This is a genomic window from Streptomyces sp. NBC_01306, from assembly GCF_026340465.1.
GTDB lineage: Bacteria > Actinomycetota > Actinomycetes > Streptomycetales > Streptomycetaceae > Streptomyces.
On record NZ_JAPEPC010000001.1, the window covers coordinates 3,014,858 to 3,037,132 of the forward strand.

Here is a 22,275-nt window from a genome sequence, read left to right on the forward strand (position 1 = left end):
TCCCCGGTCGTGATGTGGGGGGCAGTCTGCCACTAAAACGCTCCGCCCTGTACTCGATCGATTACAGAAAGAGCAAAGCCCGGCAGGCGGCTGTAAGAAGAGGGCAAGAAGAAATCCGCAAGAACCGGCACGGGGCCGCTCAAGTCCGGCGCGTGCACGTGCATCTGCCCTTGCATCTGCTGTGCGCATTCGGAACCATGGGCCCCGCGCACCTGCGTTCTCGTACCACCGCACGCTGGCCACGGCCGCGAATCCGGGGAGTGCCTCGCATGGGGACGAATGGATCGACCATGCTCAAGCCGTTAAGGCAGGGGCTTCCTCCCATTGACCCCTCGACCGTGTCGAGTTCCGCCTCCTGCGCATTGCCGCCGAAGTTCGAGGCAGTACGGGGTGCACGGCACTTCACCAAGTCGACGCTCACGTCCTGGGGCATCGGCGAGCGGTTCGACGATGTGGCGCTGGTCGTCTCGGAACTCGTCACCAACGCCCTGCGCCACGCTCTGCCGACCGACGCCCCGCGCGACGAGGACGCCCCGGTGCGGCTGCACCTGATGCGGTGGACCACCCGCCTGGTGTGCGCGGTGCGCGACCCGAGCGACAGCGCCCCCGCGGCCCGCCCGACGGACGACTTCGCGGCGGAGTCGGGCCGGGGCCTCTTCCTGGTCGACTCCTTCTCCGACAGCTGGGGCTGGCACCCACTGGCGGGAACACTGCACGGGAAGGTCGTCTGGGCGCTGTTCCGGTTGCAGGCGGAGCAGTAAGGGGCGCGGCGCCCAGGAAGCCGACACGGCCGACGCCGCAGCGTCATGCGCCTGTGCTGGAAGTCCAACCAGGCGTCAAGCAGGGCGCGTTCACCGGCGCAAGGTGATGGGACGAGCCGCCCCTCCGAAGTCGTACTCACACGGGGCACCTTTGCACGGAGTGCCGGGCGCGCGACAGACCACCCGTGGCTGCGCGGGCAGGACAGCCACCGCCGCCACCGGGTGAGCCGGGCCACGAAGTCGTGGGTGCCGCCCGCGGAGTCGGCGCGGATCAGGGCCCGCCGCCCGCGCCGGTACTTCTTCGGCAGCTGGGCCAAGGCCAGTTGGGCGGCGGTCATGTGGTCGGCCGCCGTATTCGATCCCGTGTCGTCACTTGTATGCCCACGCTGAGGGCGGCGGTCGGGCGGGGCGGTCAGTAGGCGCCGAGGTGGGAGCGGTGCCGGTCCACGATTCCCTCGACGATCTTCATCAGTCGGTCTCCCGTCTGATCGATGCTTCCGTTCTGTGTGCTGACCTGCGCCCCTTCGAGTACGAAGGTGATCTCGGCCGCGGCCTGTCCGGGGTCGGGCATCCGGGCTTTGGTGCACATGCCGATCAGCCTGCGGGTCTGGTCGGCCTTGTGCTCCTCGATCACTTGCCGTGCCGGATGGAGGCGGTCGGGCAGCTCGGCAAGGGAGTTGATGAACGGGCAGCCCCTGTATGAGATCGCCGGCAGCCCCTCGGCGATGAAGCGGGCCAGGCCCAGAATCTGCTCCTCGGGTCGGTCGGGGTATTCGGTTTCCACGCGGTCGAAGGCCGCCCGATAATCGGCGGCGACGATCCGCAGCCATTCCGCGACCAGCGCGTCCTTGGTGTCGAAGTGCCGGTAGATCGCCATCTTGGTGGTCTCGGCCTTGTCGGCGATCGCCTGAACCCCCACCTGCCGGATCCCTTCTCTCTGGAAGAGCTCTTCGGCGGCGTCGAGAATGCGCTCACGAGGCGGCAGCTTCGCCACTCTGCTCGGCCTTCTGGGGGTCGATGCCATGACTACTCCGTCACTCCGGCCGGTCGATCGTGGGGTTCGCACCCCTTACGGTACCAGCCCGACCCTTTCGATACCGTAGGGTATCGTCCGGTGCTCGACGGTATCGTTCTTGTCAGGGAGTGACAGTGAGAGTTTCTGAATACGTGAGCTTTGACGCGGTCGGGCTGGCGGAGCTGGTGGCCAGGGGCGAGGTGCTCCCCGCCGAACTGGAGGCAGCCGCACGCGAGGCTGCACAGGCAGTTGATCCGCAGATCAACGCCGTCATAGAGACATGGCCGACCGACGACGAACCTGTCCCCGGCAGCGCACCACTGGCCGGCGTCCCTTTTCTGATCAAAGACATCGCGGTGGCCATGACCGGGAGGCGAATGGAGCTGGGAAGCCGTCTGGCGGCCGGTAACGTCGCCGGCGCCGACTCCTCACTGATGCTGCGCTTCCGTCGCGCCGGCCTCGTGACGTTCGGGCGCACCGCGACACCGGAGATGGCTTACGGCATCTCGACGGAATCAGCGTTGTACGGCGCGACCCGCAACCCGTGGGACCTGGAGCGGAGCGCGGGCGGATCCAGTGGAGGCGCGGCCGCCGCTGTCGCCGCCGGGGTGGTCCCGATCGCCCATGGCACCGACGCCGCCGGATCGGTCCGCATCCCCGCCGCCTACAACGGCCTCTTCGGGATCAAGCCCACCCGTGGCCGGGTCTCCATGGGGCCCGACATGGACGAGGTCTTCAGCGGCCTGGCCGTACACGGTAGCGTCAGCCGCACCGTACGCGACAGTGCGGTACTGCTCGACCAGATACGCGGCCCGGAACCGGGCGACCCCTACTTCGCCCAGCAGCCGTCACGGCCGTACGCGGAGGAAGTCACCCGTCATCCGGGCTCTTTGCGCATCGGTGTCCTCGCCCAAGCGTGGGGCGGACGCCGCACTACCGCACCGGTGACCGACGCCCTCTCCCGCACCGTGCGGTTGCTTGAATCCCTCGGCCACCAGGTGAACGAGGTTGAGGTCGACCTCGGCGCCGACTGGGAGGAATTCGTCCTGGCCAATGCCCGGCTCATGACAGTGAATCTCACCACCCTGGTCGACGGGTTGGCCGCCGCCTTCGGCCGTCCCATCGACTCCTCGACCCTTGAGCCGGCGACCCTCGCCGGCTACCACTACGGGCAGCGGGTCGGCGGCGCGCAATTCCTCACCGCTCTCGCGATGCGGAACCGGGTGGCCCGAAGCCTGGCGCGGTACTTCGACGCGTACGACATCCTCCTCACGCCGACCCTGCCGGAGCCTCCAGTCCCTCTGGGCACCCATACCGAGGGCGCGGAGACACTGGACGGCCTCGGCTGGATCGAGCGCATCAACGACCTGTCGCCGTTCACCATGCCGTTCAACGTGGCGGGCACGCCCGCCATGTCCGTACCCGTGACGGCCGACGCCGGGACGGGGCTCCCGGTCGGTATGCAGTTCGCTGCCGGATACGGCCTTGAAAGCCGGCTCTTCCGCCTCGCCGGACAACTCGAACAGGCAAGCCCGTGGTCAGGCCGAACCCCCACGGTATGGGCTGGGAACCACCCGGGCCGCTGAAGAACGCCGGACCAGCGCTTCCAGCACTCCATCGAGATCAAGTACTACGGATGTCCCACTGTCCGGAGACGGAGCTGCCCTGGCCTTCACCGCACCCAAGTAACCGTCTACTCAAGCCTGTTCCGCGACCAGGTGGTCGAACTCCCCCGCCTTCGCGCCGTGCAGCATCGCCGCTATCTCGGCCGGGGTGTAGACGAGAGCCGGTCCGTCCGGGTGGCGGGAGTTGCGTACCGCCACGTCTCCGCCCGGCAGCCTGGCGAACTCCACGCACGAGCCCTGCGAGTTGCTCAGCTCGCTCTTCTGCCAGATGACCCCGTGAAGTGCCGTTGACGCCATGCCGTTGTACGCGTGGTGCACAGGTCGCTCCCGGGTAGTGCAGATAGTGCAGAAGTACGCGGTACCGGAGTACGGGCGTACAGAAGTACAGGTCTCAACTGTCCTGGATCATAGCTGTGTTCACTTGCATCTGCATGAGCAGATGCACGTGCACGCGGGGTGGTCGCTCCACTACAGCCTTGCCGGTGAAACGTTCCTCATGCACTGGGACGCACCGCGTCCCGATCCGGCTCCCTGGTAGTTTGGCGCGTTCCGTCATCCAGATCAGGGGGAAACGAAGTGAACAGGTTCGTACGTACCACCGGCATAGCGGTCGCCGGGCTTGCGGCGGCGCTCGTGATGAGCGGGTGTTCCAGCAGCGACAGCAAGAGCTCCGACGCGTCGAACGACCAGGGCAAGGGCGCGAACACCGCGGCCCCCGCGCCCTCCTCGTCCAGTGGCGGCGGCGCCGACGGTGCAGGTGCGAAGGCCGGGGCCATCGAGGGCAGCTGGATCGCCATGACCGGCGGCAAGTCCACCGCGCTGGTGATCCAGGGCAAGCAGGCGGCCATCGCCGGGCAGCACGTCTGCACCGGCGTGGTCGCCGCCATGGGCAAGCAGATGCTGACCCTCAAGTGCCCCGACGGCAACAACGACCGCACCATGGGGACGATCGACTCCTCCGACGGCAACATCATGAAGGTGTCGTGGGAGGCCGGGATCAAGGACACCTTCCGGCGGACCGATGGCGCGAAGCTCCCCGACGGGCTGAAGATGCCCAAGCCCTAGCTAGGGGCTGTCGTCCGGATCGGGCCGCGGGCGGGGCGGCTCCTCGTCCAGGGCCGCGGTGAGTTCGTCGAGGGTGTCGAGCAGCAGCCCCGCCCCGCTGCGTACGACCTGGTCGGGTACGCCTTCGCCGTCCCACGCTGCGAGGTTCTCGCGCACCTCGTCCCAGTGCGGTACGCGCCGCTGCCGGATGTCCTTGGCGCCCCGCTCGACCGCGTGCAGCAGCGCCTGCGCGACGTCGCGCGCGTCCGGTACGGGGGTGGTGGAGCGGCTGGGCAGATGGGCCTCCATCAGCATGGCGGCCCGGCCCAGTTGTGCCATCGCCTCCTCCGCGTCGGCGGCTGCCGACCTGGACAGGCCGCGGTGGCGCACCGGTTCGTGGGTGGCCCGCTCCACCGCCTCCTGCCAGGCGATCCTGGCGGTGCGCGCGGCCAGCACCGCGTCCCGGACATCGGTCCTGCGGGCGCCGGCCGGGTCGGCGTAGTGCGCGACGACCGCCGCCGCGTAACGGCCGTCGGCGAGCAGCCAGTCGGCGAGCCGGTTGCGCAGCCTGGGTGTCTCCCAGGCCGGATAGACGGCGTACGCGACCATCGCGAGCAGTCCGCCGATCAGGGTGAGCAGCACCCGGTCCCGGACGGTCTGGCCGACGTCGAGTCCGCTCATGCCGAGCAGGAAGACCACATAGGCGGAGACGCAGGCCGAGCCGGCCGCGTACCCCGTGCGCATCAGGAGGAACATCAGCCCCGCGCAGACCACCGCGAGCGCCCCGGACGGGTACGGCCCGGGATGCGCCAGCTGGACGACCGCGGTGGCGACCGACACTCCGACGAGCGTGCCGCCGAAGCGCGCGACGGCGCGGCCGTACGTCTGGGCGAAGGCCGGGCGCATCACCATCACGGAGGCCAGCGGCACCCAGTAGCCATGCCCGAACGGCAGGGCGACGCCGATGAGATAGCCCACCGCCGCGACCACCGCGGTGCGGATCGCGTGGCGCAGGACCGCTGAGTCGTGGCTGTGCAGTTCCTTGCGCATGGTCCGCAGCACGACCGGGGCCATCCGTACCAGCGTGGGCCGTACCAGCGGCTCGGTGTCGTTCGTGGTGCCCTCGCCCTGCGCCGTCTCGACGACGTCGCGGAGCAGGGTCGCCAGCCGGGCGCCGGCGCGGCGGGCGGGTCCGGTGAGCACGTCGGGGTTGTCGGGGGCCTCCAGTACGGCGAGGGCCGGGGCGGAGATGACCACCGGTTCGCCGTGCCGGACGGCGTGGGCGGCGGAGTCCAGTACGGAGCCTGCGGCGGCCAGGAGTTCGCGTACCCGGTCGCGTTCGGGGCCCTCGGCCGCGGCGCCGACGGCCGGGTCGGCGAGGGAGGCGAGCACCGGCCTGACCCGCTCGGCGAGGCCGCGGGTGCCGTGCAGTTCGGCGGGGCGCCTGCGGGCCTCCCGGCGGGTGACGGCGGCGGCACTGCGGGCCGTCACGAACGGCTCCGGGTCGAAGGGGGCGATCGGGTCCTGGCGCAGCCTGCGTGCGTAGTCGGCCTCGGCGGCCAGCGCGTCGGCGAGGGCGTCGCGCTGGGCTCCCCATCGCCGGACGGGGAAGAGGACGATCAGGCCGGCCTGGACGACCGCGCCGCAGGCGATGATCGCGGCGTGGCCTGCGGCGGCCAGCACGGAGGTGGGGAGGGTGACGGTCACCAGCATCATGGCGACGTTGGAGGCGGCGATGATGCCCGCGGTGGGGCCCACGGCCCAGGCCAGCCCCGCCACGAACGCCCAGAGCGCGATCAGCGTCATGAACAGCGCGGTGTGCACGCCGGAGAGATAGCCGAGGAAGGTCGACACGGCCAGCGTCCCGCCCGAGAACAACGCCAGGACCGGCCGGGCGCGCCAGCTGCGCTGGAAGCTGGCGATGGCGGCCTGGTAGGCGCCGAAGGCGGAACTCGCCGCGACGGCGGGGCCGAAGAGGTCGAGGCTGAGCAGGACGACCAGGGCGAGGCCCGCGGCGCCGCGGAACGCGATGAGCGGTTCCAGGCGCCGCCGTTCGATCGTCAGCCCGGAGCGGGCGGTGGCGTACAGGGCCCGGAGCCAGGTCATGGGTCTGAGAGTAGCGGGATATGGGGGCATATCGGGCGCATGGAAGTACGGGGGGGGGAGGCGGGGGGCGCTGGAGTGTTGGGGCGCTGGAGTGCTGGGCGGGCTCGCCCGCGGGGGAGGGCCGCCCGCACCTGGCCGTTGGGGCCGGGGACGGCCTCCGCCGTCAGGCCCCCGGCTCCAGCCGGGCCTTCGGCCCCAGCCCCGCCGCGTCCGCCGCCGCCGTGCCGTCCAGCCAGCCCGCCTCGTCCGTGACGCCCCGCACCCGGCTCACGGTCGTCTCGGGGAACATCCGGTCCGCCTCCGACACCACCGCCACGTCCCGCTCCGCGAGCACGGGCAGCAGCGAGCCCGCGGCCTCCGCCGTCACCTCGTCCGCCGTCCGGGCGAGCCGGTGGCCGAGCCTGCTGGCGTACGCCGCCAGGAACGACTGCCGGAACGTCTTGGTCCGCTTGCGCCCGCCCGCGCGCTGCGCCGCCTCCGCGCGGGTCATCGCAGCCGTCCCCTGGACCAGGAGTGAGGTGTGGAGCAGTTCGACGACCTCCAGGTCGGGCTCGAAGCCGACGACCGTGGAGAAGCCGAACGCGCTGTTCCACACCGCGCGGCAGCGGTTCGCGGTGGCGACCGCGTCGAGCAGGACCGCCTTGGCCGTCTCGTACGGGGCGTCGACGCCGATGCGGCAGGCCGCCGGGGTGTCCGTACCGTGCCCGTCGGCCGCGAGCCGCGCCTCGTCGATGCTGTGCCGGGCCATCAGCTCCTGCGCCTTCCCGCTGAGCGCCTCGGCCTCCGCCGCGTAGTCCGTCGCCTCGGCCTTGGCGAGCAGCGCCCGGATCCGGCCGAGCGTCCGCGGCTCGGCGTGGTGGTGGGGCGGGAGGAGTACGTCGGCGCCCGGCGCGGGGCCCACCGGTTCGATGGCCGGGAGGCGCAGGAGCAGCCGGTACAGCTCCAGGAGCGCGGTCGCGTACGAGAAGCGGTCGGCCTCCCAGGGCGGTGCGGCCAGTTCGTCCAGCTGGGTCTGCCAGCGCGGCGGCAGCCGCTTGTACGCCCGTACCTCCGCCGTGATCAGCGCCGAGAGCAGCCGGACGTGCCGGTCGGCCAGATCGCGCCGGACGAGCCGTACGACATCGGCGGGCTGCCACCCCCGCTGCCAGGCCCGGCGCAGGAACTCCTCGCCGCGCCGCCCCACCTCCGCGTCGGCGGCCGGGTCGGCGGCGAGCAGGGAGGCTCCGGTGTCCAGGCCCGCGTCACTCTCGCTGTAGAGGGCGGCGGCGAAGGCCCGGTCGGTCACCGATTCCATACGTCGTCCCCGCGCCCGGCATCCCTGCGGCCAGTCTCCATACCGCCAGTCTCCATGCGGCCAAGGGTAGGTCTCGGCCGGCACCGCTGTGGTCTTGACCGGCACCGCCGCAGGGGGCACCCCGGGCCGTGAAGCCCGACGGATTCTCTGTCCACAGCCTGTGGACAGAGAATCCGTCGCCGCCTCACACCCTCAGCACCAGCTTCCCCCGTACATGCCCCTCCTCGCTCAGCGTCTGCGCCTGCGCGGCCTGCTCCAGCGGAAGCACCTTCGCCACCTCCACACGCAGCGTGCCGTCCGCCGCCAGCAGGGCCTGCTCCGCCAGGTTCTCCGCCGCGTCGGCGGACATGGAGCCCCCGCTGAAGACCACACCCAGCTCCCGCGCCGCCGGGTCGGCGATCGTGACGACGCGGTCCGTCGTACCGCCGCGCAGCTCGATCGCGTCCGGGAGCGCCCCCTTGCCCGCGATGTCGAAGACCGCGTCCACCCCCTGCGGGGCGACCGCGCGGACCCGCTCCACGAGCCCTTCGCCGTATGTCACGGGCGTCGCGCCGAGCTCCCGCAGGAAGTCGTGGCTGGCCTCGGACCCGGTGGCGATGACCGTCGCGCCCCGGGCCGCCGCGAGCTGGACGGCGATCGAACCGACCGCCCCCGCACCGCCGTTGACGAGCAGCGTCTCGCCGTTCTTCAGCTCCAGCAGGTTCAGGACGCGCTGCGATGTCTCACCGGCCACCGGCAGCGCGACCGCCGACTCCCAGGGGAGCGCGTCGGGCTTGGGCGCGTAGGTCTCGACGAGTGCGTAGGGCGCGTACCCACCCATGACGCTCCAGCCCACCACCTCGTCGCCGATCGCGGTCCCGGTGACGCCCTCACCGATCTCGTCCACGGTCCCGGCGACCTCCGACCCCGGGATCGCGGGCAGCACGGTCGGGAAGAATTCCTCCGCCCAGCCGCTGCGGATCTTGTAGTCGAGGGCGTTGACCCCGGCGGCGGCCACCTTCAGACGGACCTGGCCGGGCCCCGCGTGCGGCTCGGCGGTCTCCTTGAGCCGGAGCACCTCGGGGCCGCCGAACTCCTCGAACACGATCGCTTTCATGGAATCTCCTCCGTCAGTCGCAAAGTCTCGAAGTCGCAAAGCCGCAAAGCCGCGGGGCCGCGGGGCCGCGAAGCCAGTCGCAGAGTCAGTCGCCCTATCGTTCCCGGCCCCGCCCGTCTTCCACACGGTTCCACCCGTCCGAACGGACCGGGGCCGGTACAAGTGCCGCCCGTACGCAGTCGTTGCCCGGCGGCTGAAGCCCCCTCACCGTGCCCCACCGCGGCATCCGGCCGATTGTCAGTGGTGGCTGCCACACTCGATCGCATGACCGATCGGTGGGCTCTGGCGACGGCGGAGGGCGGCGGGGCACACCTCGCGCCACTCGGCGGAGACGGGCTGCCCGCCGGGGACGTGGTGTTCGAGCCGGACCTGGCCGAGGCGGTGCGGGCCCGGCCGGATGTCGGGCGGTGGGTGTGGCGCTCGACCGCCGAGATCTATCCGCGGCTGCTCGCCGCCGGGGTGCGGGTCGAGCGGTGTTACGACATCGAGGACGCGGAGCTGCTGCTGCTCGGCCACGACGGGCGGTACGGCGAGCCACGGTCCGCTGCGGCGGCCTGGGCCCGGCTGCACCGGGCGCCCGTGCCGCCCGATCCGCGCCCCCGGTCGGCCGAGCCCGGCGCACAGTCCTCCCTCTTCGAACCGGCCCCCGTCCCCATGGAGTTCGGCGCGCTCCTGGAGGTGTACGCGGACCAGCTCGTCCGGTACGGGACCACCACCCACCCGGACCGGATGCGGCTGCTGACCGCGTCGGAGTCGGCGGGGATGCTGGTGGCGGCCGAGATGCACCGGGACGGGCTGCCCTGGCGGGCCGATGTGCACCGGGCCGTTCTGGACGAGCTGCTCGGCGAGCGGTATGCGGGCGGCGGCGAGCCGCGCCGGATGGCGGAGCTGGCGGACGAGGTGTCGGCGGCCTTCGGACGCCGGGTCAGACCGGAGCTGCCCGCCGATGTCATCAAGGCGTTCGCCCAGGCCGGGATCAAGGTGAAGTCGACCCGCCGTTGGGAGATCGAGGGCATCGCACATCCGGCGGTGCGACCCCTCCTCCAGTACAAGAAGCTGTACCGGATCTGGACGGCCAACGGCTGGAGCTGGCTCCAGGACTGGGTGCGGGACGGGCGTTTCCGCCCGGAGTACCAGCCGGGCGGGACGGTCTCCGGGCGGTGGACCACCAATGGCGGCGGGGCACTTCAGATCCCGAAGGTGATCCGGCGGGCGGTCGTCGCGGACCAGGGCTGGCGTCTGGTGGTGGCCGACGCCGACCAGATGGAGCCCCGGGTGCTGGCGGCGGTCTCCCGCGACCGGGGCCTGATGGAGGTGGCAGGACAGGACAGGGATCTGTACTCGGCCCTCTCCGACCGGGCGTTCAGCGGGGACCGCGACCATGCCAAGCTCGCACTGCTCGGCGCGGTCTACGGCCAGACCTCGGGGGACGGCCTGAAGAACCTCGCGGCGCTGCGGCGCCGGTTCCCGGCAGCCGTGGCCTACGTCGACGACGCGGCGAAGGCGGGCGAGGAGGGGCGGCTCGTACGGACCTGGCTGGGGCGGACCAGTCCACCGGCGGCCGGGGCCGAGGACGGCGACGAAGCGGGCATCCCGCAGGAGGACCCGCCCCACGGCCGGTTCCCGGAGGCCGGACCCCGCTCGTCGGACGCCCGCGCCTGGGGCCGGTTCACCCGGAACTTCGTGGTCCAGGGCAGCGCGGCCGACTGGGCGCTGCTGATGCTGGCCGCGCTGCGCCGCGCTCTGCACACCGCGGGGCTCCGCGCCGAGCTGGTCTTCTTCCAGCACGACGAGGTGATCGTGCACTGCCCGCGGGACGAGGCGCCACAGGTGGTCGAGGCGATCCGCGCGGCCGGTGAGCTGGCCGGGCGGATCGCCTTCGGGGAGACGCCGGTGCGGTTCCCGTTCACGACGGCGGTGGTGAAGTGCTACGCCGACGCGAAATGACCGGTTCGCACCGCGACGACTGTTCGCCGGGCCGTCGGGTACGCGGAGGGACGAGCAGACAGCAAGCGAACAGCGAATCGACGCAAGGAGTGCACGCACCATGACTGCCACCGTGAAGAGCACCCTGCCGGACCCGGCACGTGAGACCACCGGGAAGGCGCTCCAGGACGCCCTGGTCGATCTGCTCGGCCTCTCCCTCCTCGCGAAGCAGGCGCACTGGACCGTGGTGGGGCCTCGTTTCCGCTCCATCCACCTCCAGCTGGACGAGGTGGTCACCACGGCCCGCGACTACGCGGACACGGTCGCCGAGCGGTCCTCGGCCATCGGCGTGCCGCCGGACGGGCGCATCACCGCGCTGGCCAAGACGAGTGAGCTGCCCGAGCCCGCCACCGGCTGGACGCCCGACGACGACGTCGTGGCGCTCCTGGTGGACGCGCTGGGTGGCACGATCACCCGGCTGCGCGCCGGGATCGCGGCGACCGAGCAGGCGGACCCGGTGTCGCAGGACCTGCTGATCGGACTGACCGCCGAGCTGGAGAAGCAGCGCTGGATGTTCCAGGCGGAGAACGTCTGACCCGGCCCCGCCCTCCCTCGCCGACTACCGAGCCGCCGCCCTACCCCTGGGCCGTGTTTGAGAAGTCCCGTCTGTCGCGCCCTCCGGGCAGACGACGCTACTTCTCAGACACTCCCTGGGTCCGCCCCGAGCGGATCCGGGACGCGAGGACCGCGATGTCGTCCGTGGCGTCCCGGCCGAACCGGTCGAGCACCTCGTCGAGCAGGCCCTCCAGGGTCCCGCCGACCGGCAGCCGCAGGTCGGCCAGCCGGTTGACGGACACATCGATGTCCTCGTCCCTGCGTTCCACCAGGCCGTCGGTGTACATGAACAGCACGGTTCCCGGGCCGCAGGGCAGCGAGGCGGTCCGGTAGCCGCCGAGCCCCGTGCCGAGCGGCGGCCCGACCGGTATCCCGGCGATCACGGCGCCCGCTCCGTGGTCGATGAACACGGGCGGCAGATGACCGGCGCTGGCCACCTGACACTCCCCCCGGAAGCGGTCCACGACCGCCAGCAGACAGGTGGCGGCCCGGTCGATGCCCGCCTTCTCCACCATCAGGTCGAGCCGTTCCAGGATGACGTGCGGCGGCAGTTCGTCCTGGGCGAGGAGCCTCACCATGGACCGGTAGTGGCTCATCGCCACGGCCGCCTCCACCCCGTGCCCCATCACATCGCCCATGACCTTCAGATGGCGGGCGTCCGACAGGGGTACGACGTCGAACCAGTCGCCGCCGACCTCCGCGCCCTGGCCGACCGGCAGATAGCGGGTGGCGACCTCGATGTGCGGGTGCGGTTCGCGCGGCTCGGAGAGCAGGGCACGCTGCAGTTCCAGGGCGATGCCGTGCTCACGCGTGTAGCGGCGGGCGTGGTCGAGGTCGACGGCGGCCCGGACCGCGAGCTCCCTGGCGACCGCCACGTCCTGGTCGGTGAAGGCCGGCGAGTCCCCGGCCCGTACGAGTGCCAGGCAGCCCAGCGGACGGCCCCGGGAGGTGAGCGGCACGATGCACACGGAGTGGAAGCCGAGCGCGCGGTAGACGGCGACCCGCTCGGGGCTGGGGGCGGACGCGGTCAGCTGGGCGTCGGTGGAGAGGTTCTGCACGACGGGCTGGTTCGTCTCCAGACAGACCGGGATGGCTCCGCCGTCCTGGTAGTCGGCGTACTGCCCCGGCTCCCCGAACTGCCGTACCGCCTCCGCGAGACCCGGTACGGCCGCCAAACCCGCTCTGCGCAGCCGGACCACCCCGGCGGGCGGCGGCCGGACCGGATGGCCGATCTCCGGTACGAACACCTCGACACTCGCCACGTCGGCGAGCTCGGGGACCACGAACTCGGCCAGCTCCCGGCAGGTGGTGTTCATGTCCAGTGTGGTGCCGATCCGGTTCGTCGCCGTGTCGAGCATCGTCAGATGCCGGCTGACCCGTTCGTACTCCACATGCCGGCGGCGCGGCGCCAGGACCTCCAGCATGATCAGGACGAGCCCGCGGACCTCCCCGTCCTGTTCGACGCGGTGACATGCGCCCTGCCAGAACCGCAGCCCAGGATGGTCCGACGAGGGCGTACGGCCGCTCGACGCCACCTCACGGGCCCGGCCGTCGGCCAGCGCCCCGCGCAGCAGGTCCGTGGGCACGTTCAGCTCCGGAAGGATGTCCTCCACGGTGCGGCCGAGATGTTCGGCTGCCGGAATGCCGTGCATCTCTTCGAGTGCCGGGTTGACGTACAGATAGCGCAGCTCGGTATCCAGCACGCAGATACCCGCCGGGGTGCCCCTGAACAGCGATTCCAGGCATTCCACGCCCTCTGGGGGCTCGACAGGCGGAACATCCGGCGCATCGGCGCACACGGGACCTCCTGGGACGGGACGGTGATCGCCCTGACCTCCATGGTCGGCCGCGCCGGCGCCGCGCGCATCTGCCAGGGTCCGTCCGCCGGGGCTCGTCCGCCGGGGCCCGGCGGATGCGCGCGGCGCCGGTGCGGGACCCCGGAGGCAAGACCCCAGAGGCAAGGCCCCGGAGACGGAACCCCTGAGACGGGGCTTGCGCTGGAGCGCGCTCCAGCTCCTAGCGTCGTGCCTCGTGCCCACCACGCCGTGCGTACCACGCCGTACGTATCGCGTCACGCCGATACGTATCGCATCACGCCGTACGTACCGCCACCGTACGTACCACCACCCGACCGAAGGGCAACACCGTGCGCTACACACTGTTCGGCAGGACCGGTCTGCGCGTCAGCGAACTGAGCCTCGGCGCCATGACCATCGGCGACGACTGGGGCTGGGGCGCCGCCGAGGACACGAGCGAACGCATCGTCAACTCCTATGCCGAAGCGGGCGGCAACTTCATCGACACCGCCAACAAGTACACCGACGGCAGCTCGGAGCGCATTCTCGGGAAGCTGCTGGAAGGGCGCAGGGACCGGTTCGTCCTGGCGACCAAGTACACCTGCGCGATCGACCCCGACGATGTCAACTCGGCGGGCAACCACCGAAAGAACCTCGTGCAGTCGGTGGAGGCCAGCCTCGGCCGGCTGCGTACCGACCGGGTCGACGTCCTGTGGGTGCACGCCCGTGACAACTTCACCCCGGTCGACGAGGTGATGCGGGCCCTGGACGATCTGGTCAGGTCCGGAAAGGTGCAGTACATCGGGGTGTCCGACTGGCCCGCGTGGGAGATCGCGCAGGCGAACACCCTGGCCGAGCTGCGCGGCTGGACCTCCTTCGCGGGCTCCCAGCTGCGCTACAACCTTCTGGAGCGGACCCCGGAGCGCGAACTCCTGCCACAGGCCCGCGCGTTCGACCTGGCCGTGCTGGCCTGGGCACCGCTCGCGGCGGGCAAGCTCACCGGCAAGTACCGCAGGGGCGAGACCGGCCGTCTGGACGGCGCCGATCCGGACGACCGGGACCAGAACGAGGACGCGGTGATCACCGCGGTCCTCGACGTGGCCGAACAGGGCGGCTGGACCCCGGCCCAGGTGGCGCTGGCCTGGCTGCGCAGCCGCCCCGGCAACATCATCCCCATCATCGCCGCCACCAAGGAGAGCCAGCTCGCGGACAACCTGGCCTCGGTCGACGTCCGGCTGGACGACGAAGCCCTGGCCCGCCTGAACGAGACGAGCGCCGTCCCGCACGGCTTCCCGCACGACTTCCTGCGGGAGCCGGGCACCACCCGGACGGTGTACGGGGACCACTGGGCGGAGATCGACGACCGCCGCTCCACCTACCGGCGCACCACGGGGGAGGTGCTCTGAGCAGTGGCGGGGCGGCGTCCCCCAGCGAACCTCCCGGGCCCGAAACCCGCGTTCTCCGGGCCTCTCCGCGGCAGTGCAAGGTTTCGTCAAGGCCGCGGCAAGGCTCCTGCGCCGCGCCCCGGGCAGGCCCTCTGTGCACGGATCCCGCTCCGGGGTCCGTGACAGGCGCTCAAAGGCAACGGGGGAACGCATGCCAGTAAGCGAAACCGGAAGGCAAGCAGCGGCGGAGGGAGCCGGGGCGGCGCAGTGGCGCACGCTGCCCGAGCGGAAGAAGGTACTGGTACTCGTCCACACGGAGGTCTACGGCAAAAGGCTCCAGGAGGTACTGCCCCTGCTGGATTCCGATCTGCGCGTCGAAGTCGCTTTCACCGTCGCACCGCACGCGTTCAACGACGGCGCGGCGCACTTCCTGCGCGGCATCGGTGCGACGGTCATGCCCTGGCGCGAGGCGAGGAGGACCCGGTTCGACCTGGCGCTCGCGGCGGGATCACAGGGCATGGAGCAGGTACGGGCCCCGCTGATCCGGATGTCCCACGGCGGCGGTCACATGTCGCTGGCCCGATCGCCGGAGAGCGGCGGCCGGGACACCGAACGGGAGCCGGGCGGGATCACCGGGCGCAAGCATCTGACGTGGAAGGGGAGGGTCGTGCCGCGCGCGGTCGCACTGCCGCACCGTGATGATCTCGGCGCGCTGAGGCGGTGGTGCCCGGAGGCGCTGCCGGTCGCCGAGGTGGTGGGCGACCCCTGCTACGACCGCATCGCGGCGAGTCTGCCGCTGCGGGAACGCTACCGCGCGGCACTCGGCCTGCGGCACGACGAGCGACTCGTGCTCGCGACCTCGACCTGGGGCCCCAAGTCGGCGTTCAACCGGCTCGACGCCCTGCTGCCCCGGCTGCTCACCGAACTGCCCGCCCGCCGCTACCGCACCGCGCTGCTCGTCCACCCCAACGTCTGGTCCCGGCACGGCCACTGGCAGGTACGGGCATGGCTGGCCGACTGCCGCCGGGCGGGCCTCATCCTGATCCCGCCGGACGTCGACTGGCGGGTACCGCTGATCGCGGCCGACTCGGTCATCGGGGACTACGGCTCGGTCACGCTCTACGCGTCGATGACCGGCGCCCCCGTCATCCTGTCCCGCTACCCGCACCACGACGCCAATCCGCTCTCGCCCGGGGTGGGCCTGGCGCTCGCCGCGCCCTCGCTGTCCCCCACCCGGCCGCTCGCGGAGCAGCTCGAATACGCGGCCGCGGAGTATCCGCGGCGGGCCTACCGGCGCATCGCGGCGGGCATCTCGTCCGAACCGGGCCGGTTCAACCGCCGGATGCGGAAGCTGATGTACCGGGTCCTGGGCCTGGGGCGGCCCGCCTGCCTGCCGGCCACCGAGCCCGTACCGCTCCCCGACCGCCAGGTCGCGGCATGACCGGGGTGACGGTCTCGCACGACCACATCCGGGTGGACATCGACAGCGACCCGGGCGACACGTGGCTCTGCTGCGCCGATGTCCTGTACGGAACCGGCAGCGCCGGCCGGGCCGTCGAGACGGCGCGCAGCTACCCCGGCTGCCAACTGGTCGCGCTCCGCGATCCGGCGGACGGCCTGTGCGTGGTGGTGGTGCGCGGTCGCGCCGCCTTCACGGTGGGCCCGCTGTGCGGGGCCGGGGACATGGGGCCGCATCTCTCGGTGCTCTACCGGTGGCTGCTCAGCCCGCGTCCAGGGCCCGAAGCCGCTCCTGGAGACGCCGGGTGTCACCGGGACTGACCGGCGCGTAGCGGGCGAGGGACTGCCGGTACCGTGCCGCGGCGGCCCGCCGGTCGCCGCGGTCCTCCGCGCACTCCCCGAGCATCTCCAGCACCCGCCCCTGCCAGTGCACCGACCCGGTGGCCGCGAACTCATCGAGTGCCAGAAGGAGTTGGCGGTCGGCCGCGGCGAAGTCCGCGATGCCGTCCGCCGCTCTGGCCCGGCCGAGAAAGGCCAGGGCGCGCGCAGCGTCGTAGGGGTCGGGTACCGCGAGCAGGTCGCTCCGCGCGCGGGTCAGCAGTACGACGGCACGGTGCGGGTCCCCGGTGGCGAGCGCGATATCGCCCAGGCACAGCCTGCTCAGGGCCGCGCCCCGCACGTATCCGATCTTCTCGCGCAGAGCGAGGGCCTCAGTGAAGTACCCAGTGGCCCGGTCCAGCCGCCCCGCCAGCCGGTGCGACTGGCCCAGGCCGTGCAGCGCCTGGGCTTCCGCCCGGCGGTCGGCGTCCCGGCGGGCGCCGTGCAGGGCCCGGGTGAACCACCTCACCGCCTCGTCGTAATGGCCCGCGTTGTACAGCCCGCTGCCCCCGGTGGTCAGCATGCGGCTCTCGCCGTCCGGATGACCGGCCAGGCGCGCGGCGGCCAGCCCGTACCGGTGGGCCTCGATCCACAGGTCGTAGGGGCGCAGCCGCAGGAACAACGGCTGCATGCTGTCGGCGAGTTGCCACACCGGAGCGGACCAGCCGTGCTCCACAGCGGCCCGCAGCGCCGTCATGAGGTGCAGCCGCTCGCTGTCCAGCCAGCGCAGGGCGTCCTCCGCGGAGCTGAAGGGCGTCGGCAGCCCGACGGGCTCGTAGGCGTAGTCCCTGCGCAGCGTGCGGTGCGTGGGTGAGAGCAGCGCCCTGGCTTCCGTCGCGGTGCGCAGATACCAGTCGACCGTCCTGCGTACGGTCTCGTCGCGGGTGCCGGGGGTGTCCTCGGCGGCGGCCCGCTGGGCCGCGTGCAGCCGCACCAGATCGTGGAACCGCCAGCGTTCGGAGCCGAGTTCCTCGATGAGGTTGACCTCGATCAGCTCGTCGAGCACCCGTTCCGCTTCCTCGGCGGAAAGGGCGCAGGAAGCGGCTGCCAGGAGCGGTCCGAACTCCCCGACCGGCAGCAGGCCGAGCCGCCGGTAGCCCCGGGCGGCACCGGCGGAGAGCGTCCGGTAGGAGTCGTCGAGCGCGGTCTGCACGGCCCGCTCACCGCCCGCGTTGAGGGCGCCGAGGCGGTCGTCGGACCTGCTCATGGCAGCGGCGAGGGAGGCAAGGGACTGCTGGGGCCTGGCGGCGATACGGGCTGCGGCGACACAGACCGCGAGAGGCAGCCCGGAGCAGGATTCGGCGAGCCGGTGCGCGGCGGCGGGCTCGCCGGCCACCCGTCCACCGCCGAGCCGGTGGCTCAGCAGCTCGACGGCGGAGCCGATGGCCAGGCCGTCCAGCTGGTGGAAGGAGGCGCCGTCCAGGGTGAGCCCGGGCAGCCGCCGTCTGCTGGTCACCACGACGAGCGCGCCGGGACCGGCCGGGAGCAGCGGGCGGACCTGCGCCGCGCTCAGCGCGTTGTCCAGCATGACCGCGACGCGCAGGTCGGCCGTGACCGTACGCCACAGGGCGGCCTGTTCTGCCAGCTCGGCCGGTACGTGATCGATACCGAACGCCCTCAGGAACTGGCCCAGGGCCTCGCCCGGACGGAGCGCCGCGTGCCGGGCGTGGCCGCGGAGGTCCACGTAGAGCTGACCGTCCGGATACTCGCCGGCCACCGCGTTGAGCCAGTGGGCCGCCAGGGCGGTCTTGCCGACTCCGGCCGCGCCGGTGACCACCACGGTCGGCGGCGCGACGCCGGGGTGGCCGGTACGGAGTGCCTCCAGCGCTGCCAGGTCCGGGGTCCGGCCGGTGAAATGGGCGGGCCCGGGGATCAGTTGCCGGGGCCGGCCGGAGCGGTGCGGGGGCGGTGTCAGCTGGTGGACATGGACGTTCTTGATGTCTCTCGCCTGGACGACCGTTCCCTCGACGCGCGCCTCTCCCCCGATGCTGTTGGTCATGGGCACGGCCGTCAGCCAGAGGCGGAGGGCCGCGCCCAGCTCCTGGCGGGCGGCGGCCGCAGCCGCCAGTGCCTCGGCGAGAGCCGCCGTCCCCACGGGATCCGTCGGCGGACGCCGCGGAAGTCCCTGCCCGGGCAGCAGATCCGCCAGTGCCTGCCACGCAGCGTCATCGACCCGGCCGAGAACGGTGGCGAGCCGGGCGGCGGTCACCGGTTCCATGGCCGACCCCCCTGGTGTCGCCGTTTCCTACCCGCGCTGCGACCCGGTGCCCCGGACCGGTGGAATCCAGAACCGGTGGAATCCAGAACTCTCTCCCGACCTTGAAAGACCGAAGGCGGCAACATAAGGAACATTTGAGCCAAGCATGAGAGCCAACTGGTGTATCTATTGACCAGAGTTGACGATCTGTCACCCTTGTTGGTCTACCTGTCGGGCCGGCCGGGGGGAGCTGCTGGTGCACTTCGACATTCTTGTTCTGGGACCGGTCGAACTGCGCGTGGACGGGCGCCGCGAGATGTACGGGTCCGCGAAGGCCGTCCATATGCTGGCCGCGCTCGCCCTCGACGTCGGCACCCCGGTGCCGCTGAGCACACTTGCCGAACGCCTCTGGGACGACGACCCACCCGGTAAACCGAACTCGTCACTGCACTCCTACGCCACCCGGATCCGGAGAAGACTCGGTGCCGACCGATTACCCAACGAGGCACACGCATATGCCCTGGACATAGATCCGGACGTGGTGGACCACCATCGGTTCCTCCGTCTCACCACCCAGGCCCGTTCGCTGTCCGACAGCGGCGACGACACCCAGGCGCTGGCGCTCCTGCGGCAGGCGGAGAGCCTCTGGCGCGGGGAGCCGCTCACCGGTCTCGGCGGCCTGTGGGCAGAACGGATACGCCGCGGCCTCGGCGAACGCCTGCTCGCGGCGACGCTGTTGCGGGCGGAGATCGAACTGGGCATGGGACGGTTCACCGCGCTCGTCCCGGAGCTCACGGCCCTGGTCGAACAGCGGCCCACGGACGAGACAGTGGCGCGCCACTTCATGACCGCCGCCTACGGCTGCGGCCGGCAGACCGACGCCCTGCGCGCGTACGAGACGCTGCGCACGCTCCTGCGCCAGGAGGGCACCGAACCGGGCGAGGCCCTCAACCGCACCTACCGGCTGATACTGGACCGCTCTCCCGTCGGCGAACTGCTCCCGCAACGCGTACCGGGCGCCCCGGCCGCGCCCGCCCCGGACAACCTCCCCGCTCACGCGGAACTGGTGGGCCGCACGAGCGAACTGCGCCACCTGGAAACGGAATCACCCGACATCACCTACGTCCACTCCGTCTCCGGGATGGCGGGGGTGGGTAAGACCCTGCTCGCACTGCACACCGCGCGCCGGCTCTCCCAGCACCATCCGGAAGGTCTCCACTACCTGAACCTCCACGGCCACAGTGCGGGCCGGCAACCGCTCCCGCCGGAGACGGTGATCGCCACGCTGCTGCGTCAGCTCGGCGTCCCGGCCGGAGCCGTTCCGCACGAACTGGACGAACTCAGCGCACTGTGGCGCACCGTGCTCGCCACCCGCCGCGTGGTCGTCGTGCTCGATGACGTCGCGGACCCGCGGCAAGTACGGCCGCTCCTGGCCGGAAGCCCCTCATCCGTGGTGCTCCTCACCAGCCGCCGGCGCCTGAGCGGGCTGCCAGGTGTCCGCCACATCAGTCTGGATGTGCTGCCCGCGAAGGAGTCGGCCGCGCTCTTCGCCGGGCTGGTCGGCCGTGAGCGGGGCGGGACCCCGTCCGAGCGGTCCGCGCTCGCCACTCTCTGCGGCCACCTGCCGCTGGCCCTGGAGCTGGTCGCGGGACGGCTCAACTCCCGTCCCTCGTGGACCGTCGCGCACCTCATCGAGCGCATGTCCCGGCCCAGTGACCGGCTCTCCGAGATCCGCGACGGCGACACCGAGATCGCCTCCGCCTTCGCACTGTCCTACGACACACTGCCGGCCGACCATCAAGAGGTCTTCCGCCTCCTCGGCCTCCACTTCGGCCATGACTTCGGCCCGCACGCCACCGCCGCCCTCACCGGCCGGTCCGTGGGAGCCACCGAGCGCATCCTCGAATCGCTGCTCGACTCGCATCTGCTGCAGGAACCGGCCCCGGACCGTTACCGGTTGCACGACCTCATCGGGGAGTTCGCCCTCGGCCTGACCACCGCGCACGACACAGTGTCCGCCCGGGAGGCCGCGCGGGACCGCCTGGCCGACTTCTCCCTGCACGCGGCGGCGGCAGCCGTGCGGCTCGCCCACCCGCGTCGCTCCCCCGAAGTCCTGCCCGGCCGGCCGGCTGCCCGGGCACTCCCGGGATGGCAGGAGCCCGAAGAAGCCAGAGCCTGGCTCGTCGCGGAGCAGGCCGCCCTGCTGGCCGTGGAGCGCCACTCACGGAGCCACGGCCGGCCGGCCAGGGCCGCGCGCCTCGCGCATGTACTCGCCGACTTCCTCGACGCCGAGGGCTACTGGGAGGCGGCAGAGCTGCACACCCACGCGGTCGGCCACTGGTGTGCGGTCCATGACCGGGCATCCGAAGCCCGCGCCCTGGTCGACCTCACCACCGTTCAGTACCGGACAGGGCGGTACGGGCAGGCCGAAGGGAACGGGCACCGCGCCCTCGAACTGGCCAGGGCCATGGGTGACATCGCCACGGAGGCCGAGTCGCTGCGAATGCTGGGACTGCTGGCCTGGGACGTCGGCCGACTGGACGACTCGCTCGTCCTCCAGCGGGAGGCACTCGACATCAGATCAAAACTCGGAGACCCCTGGCACATCGCGCGGTACCAGAATAATCTTGGTATCACTCTCCTCCAGCTGGGCGACCACGACGGCGCGATGAAGAACTTCCGGCTGTCGCTTTTCGGCTTCGTGCGCGCCAAAGACGAAAGGGGAGAGGCGCAGGCCCTGAACAATCTGGGCGACCTGCACCTCCACCGAGGGGAGAACGAGGCAGCTCGCGCCTCATTCTCCCGGTCCCTCGACCTCGTCATGCGCGTGGGCAGCAGAACGGAACAGGCAATTGCCCAGCTGAACCTCGGGAGCTCACTCCTGACACCGGAGAATTCAAGCCAGGCTCTCACTCTCCACCGCCAGGCTCTTTCCACTTTCCGCCTCATCAATGACAAAAGGTGCGAGGCAATCACCCTGAATGCTGTCGGGAAGAACATGCTCTCGGCGGGCCGCCCGATGGAGGCTTCGGCTCACTATGCGGCGGCACTCGACCTGGCGCGGCGCATAGGTGCGGTGCAGGAAGAGATTCAAGCGCTCCGGGGTGTGGCCATGGCCGAGTTGAGTTATGGCCGCGGCGCCGACGCCGAGGAGCAACTGACCACGGCCCTCTCGCTGGCGGAGCGGATCCACGCGACGGATGAGGAGGCGGGCTCCCACGCGGACCTCGCCACATTCCATCTCGCGGCAGGACGGCAGGGTGAGGCCGCGGCACACCTGGAGGAAGCCATCGCCTTCTTCAGCGGGCACAACGAGAATGAGTCCGACCGCCTCCGGAGACTGCTCCTCGACATCCGTGCCGATCAGTCCGCAGAGGCTCAGGAAGCTGCCGGACACAGCCAGAACGGGCACCCCAAGAACGGTACGTACAAGCGATTTTGAACCCGCGCAGCCCGTGTCGTATGGTCCTCGCGAAAGATCACTGTGAATCACATCACGAGGACACTCCTTGCTCATGTTCGTGCCATACGTGCCGCCTCAGCATTTCCCGGTCACGGTCAATTCGGCCGAATCTTTCA

The 22,275-nt window shown here is 71.4% G+C and carries 16 protein-coding genes and 1 pseudogene; 9 read left to right on the forward strand and 8 right to left on the reverse strand.

Annotated elements, in window-relative coordinates; all coding sequences use genetic code 11:
* The first annotated feature begins 269 nt into the window (after positions 1-269).
* Entirely contained in the window at positions 270-761 is a 492-nt protein-coding gene (locus tag OG385_RS13165; RefSeq protein WP_266854727.1) for an ATP-binding protein, read from the forward strand.
* A 230-nt stretch (positions 762-991) separates the two neighbouring features.
* On the opposite strand, the pseudogene OG385_RS13170 reads toward OG385_RS13165, so the two are convergent.
* Positions 992-1,129 (reverse strand): annotated as a pseudogene (locus OG385_RS13170) (IS1380 family transposase); the annotation flags it as partial.
* Between the two features lie 44 nt (positions 1,130-1,173).
* The gene (locus tag OG385_RS13175) at positions 1,174-1,785 is read right to left on the reverse strand and encodes a TetR/AcrR family transcriptional regulator (RefSeq protein ID WP_266854729.1); all 612 of its coding nucleotides are present in this window, start codon (positions 1,783-1,785) and stop codon (positions 1,174-1,176) included.
* A 125-nt stretch (positions 1,786-1,910) separates the two neighbouring features.
* Between OG385_RS13175 and OG385_RS13180 the strand changes: the two genes are divergently transcribed.
* Positions 1,911-3,362, forward strand: a complete 1,452-nt coding sequence (locus tag OG385_RS13180) for an amidase (protein ID WP_266854731.1) — start codon at positions 1,911-1,913, stop codon at positions 3,360-3,362.
* Positions 3,363-3,473: 111 nt separating this feature from the next.
* Here OG385_RS13180 and OG385_RS13185 read toward each other — a convergent pair whose 3' ends face one another.
* Entirely contained in the window at positions 3,474-3,719 is a 246-nt protein-coding gene (locus OG385_RS13185; RefSeq protein WP_266854733.1) for a DUF397 domain-containing protein, read from the reverse strand.
* A gap of 258 nt (positions 3,720-3,977) precedes the next feature.
* Between OG385_RS13185 and OG385_RS13190 the strand changes: the two genes are divergently transcribed.
* Positions 3,978-4,466 (forward strand): hypothetical protein, encoded by a 489-nt coding sequence (locus OG385_RS13190; protein ID WP_266854735.1) that lies wholly within the window; start codon positions 3,978-3,980, stop codon positions 4,464-4,466.
* Here the strand turns inward: OG385_RS13190 and OG385_RS13195 are convergent, their stop codons facing one another.
* The 3 genes from OG385_RS13195 to OG385_RS13205 all read right to left on the reverse strand — a co-directional run bounded on the left by OG385_RS13195 (position 4,467) and on the right by OG385_RS13205 (position 8,941).
* Positions 4,467-6,551 carry an FUSC family protein gene (locus OG385_RS13195; RefSeq protein WP_266854737.1) on the reverse strand — a complete coding sequence of 695 codons (2,085 nt, stop codon included), beginning with the start codon at positions 6,549-6,551 and terminating at the stop codon, positions 4,467-4,469.
* Between the two features lie 163 nt (positions 6,552-6,714).
* A complete protein-coding gene (locus OG385_RS13200) occupies positions 6,715-7,845 on the reverse strand; it encodes a DUF2786 domain-containing protein (RefSeq protein ID WP_266854739.1) in 1,131 nt (376 codons plus the stop codon).
* Between the two features lie 184 nt (positions 7,846-8,029).
* Entirely contained in the window at positions 8,030-8,941 is a 912-nt protein-coding gene (locus tag OG385_RS13205; protein ID WP_266854741.1) for an NADP-dependent oxidoreductase, read from the reverse strand.
* Positions 8,942-9,205: 264 nt separating this feature from the next.
* Here OG385_RS13205 and OG385_RS13210 point away from each other — a divergent pair, with 264 nt between their 5' ends.
* Both OG385_RS13210 and OG385_RS13215 read left to right on the forward strand, forming a co-directional pair.
* Positions 9,206-10,888, forward strand: a complete 1,683-nt coding sequence (locus OG385_RS13210; RefSeq protein ID WP_266854743.1) for a bifunctional 3'-5' exonuclease/DNA polymerase — start codon at positions 9,206-9,208, stop codon at positions 10,886-10,888.
* Positions 10,889-10,988: 100 nt separating this feature from the next.
* Positions 10,989-11,462 (forward strand): DNA starvation/stationary phase protection protein, encoded by a 474-nt coding sequence (locus OG385_RS13215; protein ID WP_266854745.1) that lies wholly within the window; start codon positions 10,989-10,991, stop codon positions 11,460-11,462.
* Positions 11,463-11,559: 97 nt separating this feature from the next.
* Here OG385_RS13215 and OG385_RS13220 read toward each other — a convergent pair whose 3' ends face one another.
* A complete protein-coding gene (locus tag OG385_RS13220; protein WP_266860823.1) occupies positions 11,560-13,233 on the reverse strand; it encodes a SpoIIE family protein phosphatase in 1,674 nt (557 codons plus the stop codon).
* 395 nt (positions 13,234-13,628) lie between these two features.
* Here OG385_RS13220 and OG385_RS13225 point away from each other — a divergent pair, with 395 nt between their 5' ends.
* From OG385_RS13225 to OG385_RS13235, 3 genes are all read left to right on the forward strand, one after another.
* Entirely contained in the window at positions 13,629-14,684 is a 1,056-nt protein-coding gene (locus tag OG385_RS13225; protein ID WP_266854747.1) for an aldo/keto reductase, read from the forward strand.
* A 190-nt stretch (positions 14,685-14,874) separates the two neighbouring features.
* Positions 14,875-16,104, forward strand: coding sequence for a hypothetical protein (locus OG385_RS13230; protein WP_266854749.1), 1,230 nt, complete (start codon positions 14,875-14,877; stop codon positions 16,102-16,104).
* Positions 16,101-16,442, forward strand: coding sequence for a hypothetical protein (locus OG385_RS13235; RefSeq protein ID WP_266854750.1), 342 nt, complete (start codon positions 16,101-16,103; stop codon positions 16,440-16,442). The genes OG385_RS13230 and OG385_RS13235 overlap by 4 nt, the downstream gene beginning before the upstream one ends.
* On the opposite strand, the gene OG385_RS13240 is transcribed toward OG385_RS13235, so the two are convergent.
* Positions 16,384-18,717: a tetratricopeptide repeat protein gene (locus tag OG385_RS13240; RefSeq protein WP_266854751.1), complete on the reverse strand. Its 2,334-nt coding sequence runs from the start codon at positions 18,715-18,717 to the stop codon at positions 16,384-16,386. The two genes, OG385_RS13235 and OG385_RS13240, sit on opposite strands and share 59 nt — an antisense overlap.
* Before the next feature lie 235 nt (positions 18,718-18,952).
* Between OG385_RS13240 and OG385_RS13245 the strand changes: the two genes are divergently transcribed.
* The gene (locus tag OG385_RS13245; protein WP_266854753.1) at positions 18,953-22,138 is read left to right on the forward strand and encodes a BTAD domain-containing putative transcriptional regulator; all 3,186 of its coding nucleotides are present in this window, start codon (positions 18,953-18,955) and stop codon (positions 22,136-22,138) included.
* Positions 22,139-22,275 lie beyond the last annotated feature (137 nt).